Consider the following 12,932-nt stretch of genomic DNA (forward strand, 5'->3'; position numbering starts at 1 on the left):
ATACGGCGGCTGCATGGGGCTGGCGCGGCAGGCAGGCGCTGTCTGAGCCAGCCCTCGGGCGGTCAACGCGGCCGAGCCCCGGCAAATGACAACAGCTCGTAGGTGTTGCGCCCCGCTCGTTTCGCGGCGTAGAGGGCCTCGTCGGCCTTGTTGACCAAGTCGGCCGGCGATACGTCGTCGCCATCCACGACGGCCACGCCAACGCTCGACGTGACAGCCAGGCGATGAGAATCGAGCAGGAAGGGCCCGCGCAAGGCCAGACCGATCTTGCGAGCCACCAGCGCGGCTTCGGAGCTCGCGTTGAGATTCTCGAGGATGATCACGAACTCGTCGCCCGCCAGCCGGGCGACCGTGTCGGTGGATCGCACACAGCGCAACACCCGAGCGGCGAACTCCTTCAGGACAGCGTCGCCGACGCCATGCCCGAGGGAGTCGTTGATGTCCTTGAAGTGATCGACGTCCATGAACATCAAAGCCATGGGTCGGCAGGTCCGGTGGCTGCGGGCCAGGGCCGCCTCCAGGCGCTCCTCGAAAGCCCGCCGGTTGGGGAGTCCGGTGAGCGTGTCGATCCGGGCCAGGGCCTGCAGTTGCGCCTCGACTTGCTTGCTGGCCGTCACGTCCGTGGTCAGGGCGTACACACCCCTCACCCGCCCCTCGGCACTGAGGTCCGGCACATAGACATTGTGCATATGCCGCTCCACGCCCCCGGCCGACGACACGCCTTCGAACTCGACGCGCTCGCCGCGCAATGCAGCAAGAAGGCCCGGCCGGCATTGCTCGTACAAACCGCTGCTGATGACCTGCTCCAGCGTCTTGCCGATGACCTCGGCCGCCTCGCGTCCCGTCCACGCGTGAAACGTCGCGTTGACGTACTTCACTCGTGCCTGATCGTCCATGTAGGAAATGAGCACCGGCACGTTGTCCGCGATCGCCCGCACCCGGTTTTCGCTCTCGCCCAGCTGCCGCTCCGCGCGCTTGCGCTCGGTGATGTCGTGCAGGAAGGCGTTGACGACGTAGGCCTTGCCGTCATGGAGGGCGGCGACGGACAACTCGACCGGAATTTCCCGGCCGTCACGGTGCAGGACGGGCATTTCAATGCGCCGGTTGACGGCCGGCCCGTGCCCCGTCAGCGTCACGCGCTGCAGGGCGCTGGCATACGAGCCATGCAGCGCAGGAGGGATCAGCAATTCTGCCGCGTTGCGCCCCAGCACCTCATCCCGGCTCCGGCCGAAGGTGGCCTCAGCCTGCCGGTTCCACTCGATGATGTCTCCCGCCGCATTGATGCTGACGAAGGCGTCGGGCGCATGCGTCAGGATGCTGCGCAGGCGGACCTCGCTTTGCTCCAGCGCCGCTTCGACCGCCCGCTGTTCGGTGATGTCCTCCATCGTGCCGACAAAACCCGCCACGTCGCCGGAGACTCGAACCGGCGCGGCATGGACCGAGACCACCACGGCCCGGCCGTCGCCCGACCGCCGCAGCCGCTGTATCCGCCGATGGCCGGCGGCCGACTGCACGGACTGGTTCCAGGACTGCACCGCTTCGTGGGCGTCTGCCGGGTCCAGCAGGCGCTGCCACTCGCCGGCAGCGGCCTGGGTGCGGGTCAAGCCGGTGATGCGCAGGTAGCTGTCGTTGACGTACAGGATCCGTCCTTGCGCATCACACCGGAAGATCCCCAGCGGGGAGGCATCGTTGACCGCTTCCAGTTCCGCACGCCGCGACTGCAGCTCCTGCATCAGGGCAGAAAAGTCGCGAGCGACGTCGCCGATCTCGTTGTTCTCGGCGACCGGGGCATCCAGCGGCAGGGCCGAGCCCTGGCGCAGGGCGCCGATGGCGCGGTGCAAACGACCCAGCGGGCGCAGCAGCCAGAACGTCGCAACCCAGACCAGCGCGGCGAAACCCGCGGAAAGCAACACCGTGTCTCGCAGCAGCCGCTCCTGCGCCACCTTCAGAGGGGCCAGCACCTCGGCTTCCGGCAGCACCACGCGCAGTTCCCAGTTCACGGTGCGCAAATAGCGGCGCGTCACGATGGCGGCCGGCCCTTGCCGACGGGCAGCGTCGTCGCCCCGCATGAGGTCCTCGGGCATCACCGGCTGCAGGACTCTGGACGGGTCGGGGTGCGCCACATAGACCGGCTCGGCACCGCGGGTCACCACGACAAAATGGCCGGTATGGCCGATCGGGGTGTTCCTCAAGGCCCCGAGTGCGTTGGAATGGTTCAGATCCAGCGCTCCGATCAGAACCCCGCGGGCGCGGCCCTCCGCGCCGAGGATGGGCACGGCCATCAGCACCATGGGCTTGCCGCTGAGGCGGCTGCGCAGGGGCGGCGAGATGTTGGGCTGACCGACGTCCAAGGCGATGCGGAAATACTCCCGGTCGCCCAGGTTCGTCCTGATGGCCTGCGGATTGGATGGCAAGGTCCCCACCACGCGGCCGCCGGGCTCGACCAGGGTCAGGCCGAAGAACAGCGCCCGCGCGGGCGCCAAGGGCGTCAAGGCGGCCTGGGACACCATCGGGTCGTTCAGGTCCAGGCGCCCCAGTTCCTGGGCCGACTGCTGCAGCACTTGCAGTTGGAGCTCGATCTTCTCCGCCAGCGCGTCGGCCGTCGCAGCGGTCAGCCACGCCTGCTCGCGCTCGATCAGCGCCAGGTAGTCCTCGCCCATGCGCATCCGCTGCAGGCCGGCCACCAGCGCGACCAGCACAACGGCCAGGAGCGTGGTGGCGCAGGCGATCTTGAACTTGAGCGAAAGACGCATGGCGGACGGAGCGGACAAACGCGTCAGAGTACCGCGCGTCCCTCCTCCCATTCGCCGGAAATGGCCGGAAACGACCCCTCGTTTGTGCCCAATGCCGGGGGGCGAGCTGTCAGGCCGGCCTGCCGCACCGACAGGGGCCCACGCCAGACCGGTTGTCAGCGGCGCGCAGCGGCTGCGGATCGCCACCTTCTTCACGACCGCAGGCCGTGTTGGTCGAAGCCCGGCGGATCTCCTGTCGCGCAGGCGTCAAGCTTCTAAGACGACTGGTCATACTATTCCTGCATGCCACGCATCGCAGGAAGAACCGCCACCCCCCATCAGCTCCTGGCCGCAGGCCGCGAGCTGTTCTCCCGCCACGGCTACAACGCCACGGGGATCCAGCAGATCACCGATCGCGCCGGGGTGCCCAAGGGGTCCTTCTACAACCATTTCGAAAGCAAAGAGGCTTTTGCCGCGGCCATCATCGACGGGTACACGGCGGAGATGCTGGAGCTTTGGTCGCGCATGATGGAGCGGGCGCCCGCGCAGCCGGTGGCGGCCATCCGGTACGCCTTCGAGCAGATGATTGCCCACAAGGAGCGCACCGCTTCCTGGAGCGGCTGCCTGGTCGGCAATCTCGCGGCCGAAGTGGCGGACTCCAACGAACTGTGCCGGCAGCGCCTTGCAGCAGCCATGACCGGGTGGCGCGAGATGCTCGCCTCCCTGATACGCAAGGCGCAGGACAGCGGCGAGGTCCGCACTGATGCGGACGCCTCCCGGCTCGCAGCACTCATCTGGGATGCCTGGGAAGGCGCCCTGCTGCGCACCAAGCTCGATCGGTCGGGCACGCCTTTGCGCGAGAGTTTCGATCTGATGCTGAATGGCCTGCTCCGTCCGCCGCCCGCCTGACGGCTGCCGGTCATCGATTCCCTTTTTCATCACTATCTGCACTCGCAGCGCATCAAGCCATGGGCACTCCCACCGAACGTTTTCTCGCTGACGCACTGTTCCAACCGATCTCCCTCGGGAAGCTGGAACTCGCCAACCGCATCGTGATGGCGCCGATGACGCGCAATCGAGCCGACGAGGGCAACGTCCCTGCGGAAATGACGATCGAGTACTACGCGCAACGCGCTTCGGTCGGGCTCATCATCGCCGAAGCGACCCAGGTATCCGAGACGGCTCAAGGCTATGCCAATACCCCCGGTCTGCACACGCCGGCGCAGATCGCGGGCTGGAAGAAGGTGACCGATGAGGTGCACCGTCGCGGCGGCCGCATTTTTGTGCAGTTGTGGCACACCGGCCGCATGTCTCACGTCAGCTTCCAGCCCAACGGCCAGGCGCCGGTCGCGCCCTCGGCGATCGCGGCGAACGCCAAGACCTATCTGGCCGGAGAGGGTTTTGTCGACACATCGGCGCCCCGTGAGCTGGAGACCGCCGAGATCGCCGGCGTGGTCAACGACTTCCGCCTCGCCGCCGCGAACGCCATCAAGGCCGGGTTTGACGGGGTCGAGATCCACGGCGCCCACGGCTACCTGATCGATGCGTTCTTGCGCGACGGCTCGAACCATCGCAGCGACCCCTACGGTGGCAGCATCGAGAACCGCTCGCGTTTCCTGCTCGAAGTCATGCAGGCCGTCATTGCCGAAATCGGCGCAGAGCGCTCGGCCATCCGCATCTCGCCGGTGTCACCCGTCAACGACTCGTCGGAAAGCCATCCCCAGCCGCTCTTCGAGCACGTGGTGCGGGAGCTGGAGAAGCTGCATCCGGTCTTCATCCACGTCGTCGAAGGCCATACCGGTGGCCCGCGCGACAACGCGCCCTTCGACTACGAGGCACTGCGCCGCCTGTATTCCGGCATCTGGATGGTGAACAACGGCTATACCAAGGAAATGGCGGTTGAGGCGATCACGAGCGGTCGTGCCGACATGGTGTCGTTCGGGCGTCCTTTCATCACCAATCCCGACCTCCCCCGCCGCTTCCGCGAGAACGCGCCGCTCAATGCGCCGTTCAAGGATGCATCCCTTTACGGTGGCGTCGGCCCCCATGGCTATATCGACTATCCGGCTCTATCGGATTCGGAAGGTTGAGGGGCCAGACATGGGAATGCACTTCTCTGGAGAGGTCGCCGTCGTGACGGGTGCCGCCAACGGCATTGGTCGGGCGACCGCCCTCGCCTTTGCAGCGCAGCGATTGAAGGTGGTGGTCGCCGACGTGGACACCGCGGGTGGTGAGACCACGGCGCAGATGGTTCGCGATACCGGCGGCGAAGCGATCTTCATCCGTTGCGACGTCACCTCCGAGAACGAGGTCAGCAGCTTGATGGAGACGACCGTCATGAATTTCGGCCGGCTCGACTACGCATTCAACAATGCGGGTATAGATATCGAGAAGACCAAGCTGGCCGAAGGCAGCATGGCGGAGTACCAGGCCATCATGGATGTCAATGTCAGGGGAGTGTGGCTCTGCATGAAGCACCAGATTCGCATCATGCTGAAGCAGGGTGGCGGCGCGATCGTCAATACCGGCTCCACCTCCAGTCTGCACGGCGCGCCCCGCATGAGCATCTACGCAGCATCCAAACACGCGGTGATCGGCCTGACGAAATCGGCGGCCATCGAGTACGGCAGGAAGAACATCAGGATCAACGCAGTTTGTCCAGCGGTGATCGATACGGAGATGTACCGGCGCGCCTGCGCCGAGGACGCCCGCACCGAAAAAGTCGTGCTGTCCGCCCACCCGGTGGGTCGCATCGGCCGTGCGGAGGAAGTGGCCGGGGCGGTCATGTACCTGTGCAGTGACGCCGCTGCCTTCACGACCGGCATTGCCATGCCGGTCGACGGCGGCTTCTCCGCCATCTAACCGCATCCAGGAGAACAGCCCAATGAGCACCTATCGAACGCTGCACCGTCAGGACAGCAAGGGCGTGGCCGTCATTCATTTCAACAACCCCCCGATCAATCTGGTCGATCGGGCCTTGCTGGTTGACCTGATGACGCTGACCAAAGCCCTGGAATCGGACCAGGACGTGCGGGTGGTCATATTTCGCAGCGCCCACCCGGACTTCTTTCTGGCGCACTACGATCTTGCCGGGGAGATCGGCGGCAAGCCGCTGGCACTCCCGGAAGGCAAGGCGAGCCCGCTCAGCGCACTGCTGACACGGATCAGTCGCTTACCGCAGGTGACGATCGGCGAACTTCAGGGGCGGGCCCGTGGAGCCGGCAGTGAATTCCTGCTGGCGCTCGACATGCGTTTCGCGTCGCGGGAACGAGCCCTGCTCGGACAACCGGAAGCGGCTATCGGCTTGCTGCCCGGGGCTGGCGGAACGGTTCGGCTGGCGCAAATGCTCGGCCGTGCCCGCGCGCTGGAGGTGTGCCTCGGCTGCAACGACTTCGACGCCGAGCTCGCCGAGCGATACGGCTGGATCAACCGGGCCTTGCCTCACTCCGAGTTGCAGCCTTTCGTGGACGCACTCGCGCGCCGCATTGCCGGTTTCCCGCCGAGCAGCATTGCCAATGTCAAAGCCGTCGTCAACCGGGTGACGGAAGCCGACCACCATGCCTTGGTTGAAGAGTCGCAGCGTTTTGTCAGCGGCATGTATTCGGAGGAAACCGTCCGCCGCGTGGCGTGGGTGGTCGAGCAGGCAAACAAGACCGGCAGCACGATGGAGATGAACATGGGGCCGCTGCTGGAGCGATATCCCGCCGACATCTAGCGCGTATTTCGACTTGTGGGCCGCTTGCGTGCTGACACGGGCCTCATCGCGGCATGCGCCCTCGGGCGTGGTGCCCAAGTCCCGGCCCGTACCCTGCGGTGCTCCACGCTCAAATGGATGGTTGTGAACGCCTGCGCCCTCCTCTCCCCGCTGACGCTGTTCAGGCTCAGGGCGTCATCATCGCCGTGTAGCGCCGCTGCATCTCGTCAGGCTCGACCTTCTCGATCGAGTGCCCGAGCAGCCAGGTGTGGCCGAATGGATCGCGCAGCCGGCACGACCGTTCGCCATAGAACTGGTCGCTGGGGGGCATCAGCAGGGTAGCGCCGGCCGCGACCGCCTGTTCGCTCATCGCGTCGACGTTGTCCACATGCAGGTGGATGGTGCAGCCGGTGAACTGGTCGCCTTGCGGGCCCCGCATGCCGTACTCGGGGTATTCGTCGCACACCATCAGGACCGAGGGGCCGAGCTGCAACTCCACGTGGCCGACGCGCCCCGAAGGCTCGACCAGCCGGAACAGTTCCGTCGCGCCAAAGGCCTGCTGGTAGAACACGATCGCGGCCTTGGCGTCGCGCACCATCAGGTAGGGAAACACTTCGTGAATCTCGTTCATGGGTTCTCTCCTTCATGCGGCGATGTGCCGCAGGACCACAGCCTATGCGGCCGGGCGGTCGGGCGTATTGGAAATTTTTTCGGCGCGGTTCAGGGCCCCAGGGCCACGTGCGTCGGCTGGTCGGCCTGCACCGGCACATAAGCCCCGGGCGCCATGCCAGCCAGCGCGCGAAACTCGTGGATCAGGTGTGATTGATCGTAGTAACCGGCACCCACGGCGATCTGAGCCCAGTCGCGCGGCCCACAGCGCGCCAGCGACGGCAGCAGCACGCCGAAGCGCAGCACACGCGCATATCGCTTGGGCGTGAGCCCCACCGCCTGCTCGAAGCGGCGGATGAATTGCGCCGGCGTGCAGCCGCTGTCGTGCCGTACCGGCTCGACCCGCGCGCGGGCCGGGTCGAGGCGGAAGGCATCGATCGCTGCGGCGACCAGCGGATCCGGCGGTGCAGCATCGCGAAGCCGCTGCAGCAGCTGCGCACGCAGCAGTTGCAGGGCGCCCCGAGGCGACCCTGCAGCCTGCAGCGTCTCGCGCAACTCGCGTGCGGCCGGTCCCCACACGTCCTCTAGCAATTCGGTGCGGTTGCGAAGCTCGGGCAGCGCACCCCCCAAGAAGGCCACCGCGCCGCCGGCCCTGAAGTGCACGCCGATCACGGCCGACGCACCTTCGGTACCGCGCACGCCGAAGCGGTCGCTCGCCCCCTGTACGACGGCACCGCGCAGCCGCCGCGCATGAGTGAGCTGTTCGGTGTCGTAGCGGATCAGATGATCCTGCAGCAGCGGCACGACGATGTCGGCGCAGCCGGTGGGCAGGCTGCGCTCGCGCGTGTGCGGCAATGCGCCGCGCTCGCTGTACCAGAGGCAGTCGACGTAAAGGGCAAGCGGGCCGGACGGGCGATGGCGCAGGAACATGGTTTCTTGTAGCCCGGATGTCATGCTGGCGCAAGCCGCAGCGCCGTAGATCCGCCCACAGCGTCCAGATTTCGGGCCGCAACGCGGCAGTTACATTCTTGCCGCAACAGTGGGGCGTTTTGCTTTCGGGCTCTCCCCCGCCAGTGGGGTCGGGAACCGGCGCGCTGGAGATGCATCGCGCGGAACGCGGAGACGACTGTCAATGCCTCATGAAAACTTGCTGCCTGCATGGGAAGCTCACAGGTGGGATGAGCGATACGGCACCAAAGTTGACAGAAACGGCATCAATAGATGTCTTGTTCCGCGCCTACACTATCTCCGACTTCATGTTCCCAAGTACGGACGAGTAAGGAGAAGGAATGATCAATCACGTCATGGTCGGAAGCAACGACCTCGAACGGTCGAAGCAGTTCTACGATGCGGTGCTCGGTGTTCTCGGGGCCGGTGAACCGGTCCGCAACACCGCCGCCTCGGGCCATGTCCGGCTCTTCTACCGCCACAACGGCAACACGCTGGGTGTCAGCCAGCCGATCAACGACGAGCCGGCCACGTTTGCAAACGGCGGCACGATCGCGTTCCGGTGCGATTCGCCTGAGCAGGTGCACGCGTTCCACGACGCGGCAGTGGCCCATGGCGGCACGTCCGTCGAGGACCCACCTGGCCTGCGCAAGGACGCGCACGCCTCCTACTACCTGGCGTATGTTCGCGACCCCGACGGCAACAAGCTCTGCGCGATTCACCGCGTGGCGACATAGTGCCGGACGCGCCGATCCCTTTCGACGATGCGCGGCGGAACAAGAAGCCTTCTTACCCGTCCGGGAGTTGGGCTGACCGCCAATGTCGTGCAGCACAGCGCGCTTCGGTTCAGCAACGTCGTGGTGGACAGCCCCGCGCTAATCCTCCTGCGGCACGGGACGAAGTTGCTTCAATCCGGAGGGCGGCGGTGGACGCTACAGAGCGGTGACGCCATTGCCGTCGCGGGTGGACAGGCCTTCGACGTGTCGAACCGTCTGTCGGCTGCCGGCCTGTACGAAGCTCGCTGGCTGATGTGGGACAAGGCCCTCATCGAGCGTTTCATGCAAACAGCCCCGGCAGGACGGCCACTGTCTGGAGCCATGGTGCTCAAGCAGGTCAGCACTGAGTTCGTCGCGACAGCGGACCGTGCCGTTGCCGCCATTTCTGACCCTTCAGGTCTCGCCGAAGACGTGGCACGACACAGGCTTGCGGAACTGCTGGTCTGGCTGTCCGTCGCCGGCATTCAATTCACGACGGCTCAGACGACAACGGCAACGTCCCAGCTGCGAAGGCTTTTCGCCGAATCGGCTGCAGAGGCGTGGACGATGCCCCGAGTCGCCGCACGACTCGCGATGAGCGAAGCCACGCTACGAAGAAGGTTGCACTCGGAAGGCACCAGCTTTGGCAATCTGCTCGCGGACGTTCGCATGTCCCACGCGATGACGTTGCTACAGTCGACCGACCACCCTGTCGCGCACATCGCATTGAAAGTGGGCTACGAGTCGGCCTCGCGTTTCGCCATCCGGTTTCGGGAGCGGTTCGGATTCGCGCCGACAGCCATTCGCGGGCACCGCAGAGCTCGCGCATGAGACGGCGCCGGGCGGCCCCTCAAGACGGCCACCAAGGGGTGAACGGCAGTCCTTGCTCCCCAACCCCAGCGTGGCCACCTTGAGCCCGCACTCAACGGCACTCAGGTAGGTTCGGCCACTCACCGTGTCGAGCTGCTCCGGATCAATAAGGTCTTGCCTTCGTGGCGTCGCTGAACCTCAAGGCGCGAGCCTGACGCCGGACGTCAGCGTGCAAGGACACGGTGCAGCATGGCCGATTGAGGCTCACGCGTCTGATCGGTCCTTGCTCGCTGTCCCCGCACACTGCGTCGAGTACGGCAAGCGTTGAAGCCGCACTCCGGCGTGACTCAAAGCACGCGGTCGTAGGGCAGGTAGGCGGCGGCGGCGCGGCTGGTGCGGCCGTCCGGAAAGAAGAAGAGCTGAAAACCGGTAGGCTGCACATCAACCTCGACCCAATCGCCCTCCCGGTCGTACATGCGCAGCATGCCTGAGATCAGCTTCCCGGTGGTCACGTCGATATCGCCTCGCGTGTATTGCAAGAGCTCATAGTCGTTGTCGTCAACCGTCACAAGACCACCGACCTCCCTGGTCGGCACGTCGCGGAGCACGCCGTCCGGCCCCTCTTCCGAAATGATGCGATCCTCGACAAAGTGGTTCCAGTGTGTCCATCGGCCGTCGAACTTGACCTCGGTGTTCTGGAAGGTCAGCCGGACCTTGTCGCCCGGGCGCCGGGGCGTATCCGCCCCATCGTGACGGTATGCAGTGGGTCCTTGCAGCGTCAGGGCACCGTCGCCGTAACTCTCGAACGCCACGATCTTGTCGCTGTAGAAGGAAGGTGCCGAGCCGGCGTCGCGATGCTGTACCGCCAGCCTGCCGTGGACGGGCAGAGCTTCGGCGCTGTCCCGGCAGGCGGCGGCCACTGCGACGGCATCGTAGAACGGCTCATCGAAGCTGCTCAGCGTGACCTCGACCTTCAAGCTTCCACCTGCTGCACAGTCAACGGTCCGGGCTGGCTGGACCGCGTATGCAAGCCATGCCATCGCTTTGGGGGAGAGCACCGTACGCAATGCTTGCGCAGTGCGCTGCTCAAAGTTCTCGGCTGTCAGGTCGCCTGTCGCGCGAGTGGTGCGTTGCTTCTGTGTGGCGTCGTCGCCACCACCGCAGCCCGAAAAGGCCAAGGCAAGAGCGCAACAGGCCAGCACAAAGGGCGTGTGACCCGCATTCCGGAGCATAGATTTTCCTCCCATCAAAGACCTCTCTTCAGATAAAAATTCGGTCCTCAGAAGCGCAGCGCGTAAGCGCGCCTGGACACCGGCGTGTCTCTGGGCCGGGGGTTGGCTGCGGTGTAGACCAAGACGGCTGCACCGCTGCGGTTGATCGCAACTTTGGGTGCCGAGAGCCGGGTCGTGTTCGCGGTCTTCTTCCACTCGCTCCACTTGCCGGTGAAGTCGAAGCGGCCGTAGACCACAAACTCGTTCGCTGGCGCCGAGTTGCCATCCTGGGCGATGACGGCGGCGACGGCCTTGCCGTCACCGTTCATCGCCAAGGCGATGCTTCCGCGTGAGACCACCGAGCCGATCTCCGCCAGGTTGGGAACCGCCTTCGGCTCCGACCACGTGCCCCCCTGGATCGAGACGGACCACATCAACTGCGCAGGCAGGAAGGGCCCGTTGTCGACCGCCTCCTTCCACACCGCAAGGGCATTGCCGTGCTCGTCCATCACCAGGGCGGGCGCGACCGGAATGAACTTGTCGGGGGAGCTCATCTGCATGCTGTCAGCCTTCGGGCCGGCCGAATGATCGAGTCGTATCAGCTGCAGGGGGCACCTGTGCGTTTCACGGTCGGCCGGCGCGACCATTGCCACGGCGGAGTATGGGGTCGGCGATGTGGCCGCGGTCCACGGACGTGCAAGTTCCGCAGGACTGCCAGCGCCGGTCACCCAGCCGCGGGTGCACTCGTAGTACCTGCCAATCAGATGGGCCGGGCCCATGCCCTGCTCCAGCGATCCCTCGGCCACCTTCAGCTCGATCGCCCCCGGTTGGTCACGGTCGGCCGAGCGCCACAGCAGCCTCCCGACACTGTCCGGGCTTGTGACGAAGTAGCTGTCCATCACCGACAGGTCCGCTTGCTCCACCACACGCCCGACCACCGTCGGGGCCTGTTCGGAGTCCCTGTGGGCATGCACTTGAACCTCCGATTCCCCCTTCACGTGGCTGGTGACGATGACATTGCCGGGGAGGATGTCAAGATCGGACGACGCCCCGGGATACGACGAGTCGACCTTGGTGACCAGCTGTTCCATCCCACCGTCTTTGTACAAGCGCGCAGCGTAGACACCGTGCCTCCCCCGGGTCGCCGGCTCTACCATCCATCCCAGCACTGCTGTGCCTGCGCTGTTCACACGCAGGCGCAGTCCCCACCCTGCGTGCAAGTTCTGCTGGTCCAAGTCGCGGTCTGGAGTCCACTGCCCTGAGGGGTTGAGCGAGGCGTCGAACGTGCTGGTGCCGATAGAGCTCGTCTCGTCCAGCGTGGCCGGCATGGTCCATGCGGCCAGCGCCTGGCAATCGTCCATCAGGACTACGGCCGAATCGACGGCCATGGGCAGGCCATCGGCGCGTTCGACCTCTGTTCCGACCTCGCCGAGCTCCACGGTGCCCGCCTCCAGCCCGCTCTGGCACAGATGGGCCGCGCGCCGCTCGGGAGCCGGATCCGCTCCGCCGCCGCCACCACCACCACCACATGCGGCCAGCACGACCGTCATCAGAACGCTCAAAGGCAGAGAGATGTGCATATACATTTTTTTGAAGAGAAAATGACAGTGACCCTGCCTCAGGATTCAAGACCAAAGGCTTACAGAAGCGGCCGGCATGCTGCAGGCCTTCAGGGAGGAAACTCGATGGATGTCGCGAAGCCGAAGGTCATCGGGCGCTTCAGATCCCTTGTCGAAGCCCGCCATGCCGAGGCGGGATGGGTGTGCGTCTGAACACGACATGGCCATCATCGAAGTCGCAACGGCGCAGATAATATGAAAGTTCGTTCACATTGTGAATTCGCATTCCATGGCGCGCGCACCCAGTCCCCTCACACCAAGAAAGAAGCCGCTTCAAGCCCGATCGAGCCGCACGGTCGAAGCCATCTTCGATGCCAGCATTCAGGTTTTGATCGATGGAGGTATCGAGCGCGTGACCACCACCCGCGTGGCCGAGCGCGCCGGCGTGTCCGTCGGTTCGCTCTACCAGTACTTCCCCAACAAGCAGTCGCTCCTGGCGGCTTTGCTGGAGCGGTATCTGCTAGGGGTGGTCGAGGCTGTCGAGCAGGCTTGCTCAGGGTGCAAAGGCTGCAGCTCGGACACCATGGCGGTCGGGGTGGTCGATGCATTCTTTA

At 65.4% G+C, this 12,932-nt stretch carries 12 protein-coding genes; 7 read left to right on the top strand and 5 right to left on the bottom strand.

Annotated elements, in window-relative coordinates:
• Positions 1–62 precede the first annotated feature (62 nt).
• Positions 63–2,753 (bottom strand): PAS domain S-box protein, encoded by a 2,691-nt coding sequence (locus OOT46_RS28610; protein ID WP_265407029.1) that lies wholly within the window; start codon positions 2,751–2,753, stop codon positions 63–65.
• A 282-nt stretch (positions 2,754–3,035) separates the two neighbouring features.
• On the opposite strand from OOT46_RS28610, the gene OOT46_RS28615 reads away from it, so the two are divergent.
• The 4 genes from OOT46_RS28615 to OOT46_RS28630 are packed head-to-tail and all read left to right on the top strand — an operon-like array spanning position 3,036 to position 6,447.
• Positions 3,036–3,641 (top strand): TetR/AcrR family transcriptional regulator, encoded by a 606-nt coding sequence (locus OOT46_RS28615; protein ID WP_265407030.1) that lies wholly within the window; start codon positions 3,036–3,038, stop codon positions 3,639–3,641.
• 59 nt (positions 3,642–3,700) lie between these two features.
• Positions 3,701–4,822: an alkene reductase gene (locus OOT46_RS28620; RefSeq protein ID WP_265407031.1), complete on the top strand. Its 1,122-nt coding sequence runs from the start codon at positions 3,701–3,703 to the stop codon at positions 4,820–4,822.
• 10 nt (positions 4,823–4,832) lie between these two features.
• Entirely contained in the window at positions 4,833–5,594 is a 762-nt protein-coding gene (locus tag OOT46_RS28625; RefSeq protein ID WP_265407032.1) for an SDR family oxidoreductase, read from the top strand.
• Between the two features lie 22 nt (positions 5,595–5,616).
• Positions 5,617–6,447, top strand: a complete 831-nt coding sequence (locus OOT46_RS28630; protein WP_265407033.1) for an enoyl-CoA hydratase/isomerase family protein — start codon at positions 5,617–5,619, stop codon at positions 6,445–6,447.
• A gap of 166 nt (positions 6,448–6,613) precedes the next feature.
• Here the strand turns inward: OOT46_RS28630 and OOT46_RS28635 are convergent, their stop codons facing one another.
• Both OOT46_RS28635 and OOT46_RS28640 read right to left on the bottom strand, forming a co-directional pair.
• Positions 6,614–7,057 carry a VOC family protein gene (locus tag OOT46_RS28635; RefSeq protein ID WP_265407034.1) on the bottom strand — a complete coding sequence of 148 codons (444 nt, stop codon included), beginning with the start codon at positions 7,055–7,057 and terminating at the stop codon, positions 6,614–6,616.
• A gap of 89 nt (positions 7,058–7,146) precedes the next feature.
• On the bottom strand, positions 7,147–7,965 hold the full coding sequence (locus OOT46_RS28640; RefSeq protein ID WP_265407035.1) for a helix-turn-helix domain-containing protein: 819 nt from the start codon (positions 7,963–7,965) through the stop codon (positions 7,147–7,149).
• A gap of 359 nt (positions 7,966–8,324) precedes the next feature.
• Between OOT46_RS28640 and OOT46_RS28645 the strand changes: the two genes are divergently transcribed.
• Positions 8,325–8,720 carry a VOC family protein gene (locus OOT46_RS28645; protein WP_265407036.1) on the top strand — a complete coding sequence of 132 codons (396 nt, stop codon included), beginning with the start codon at positions 8,325–8,327 and terminating at the stop codon, positions 8,718–8,720.
• An 87-nt stretch (positions 8,721–8,807) separates the two neighbouring features.
• Complete coding sequence (locus OOT46_RS28650; protein ID WP_265407037.1) at positions 8,808–9,569, top strand: helix-turn-helix transcriptional regulator; 762 nt, start codon at positions 8,808–8,810, stop codon at positions 9,567–9,569.
• Positions 9,570–9,895: 326 nt separating this feature from the next.
• Here OOT46_RS28650 and OOT46_RS28655 read toward each other — a convergent pair whose 3' ends face one another.
• Both OOT46_RS28655 and OOT46_RS28660 read right to left on the bottom strand, forming a co-directional pair.
• Entirely contained in the window at positions 9,896–10,525 is a 630-nt protein-coding gene (locus OOT46_RS28655) for a hypothetical protein (protein WP_265407038.1), read from the bottom strand.
• A gap of 302 nt (positions 10,526–10,827) precedes the next feature.
• On the bottom strand, positions 10,828–12,339 hold the full coding sequence (locus tag OOT46_RS28660) for a hypothetical protein (protein WP_265407039.1): 1,512 nt from the start codon (positions 12,337–12,339) through the stop codon (positions 10,828–10,830).
• Positions 12,340–12,607: 268 nt separating this feature from the next.
• Between OOT46_RS28660 and OOT46_RS28665 the strand changes: the two genes are divergently transcribed.
• The coding region (locus OOT46_RS28665) for a TetR/AcrR family transcriptional regulator (protein ID WP_265407040.1) at positions 12,608–12,932 on the top strand (325 nt) is incomplete at its 3' end.

Source organism: Aquabacterium sp. A7-Y (genome assembly GCF_026153205.1).
In the GTDB taxonomy this organism is placed as follows: Bacteria; Pseudomonadota; Gammaproteobacteria; order Burkholderiales; family Burkholderiaceae_C; genus Caldimonas.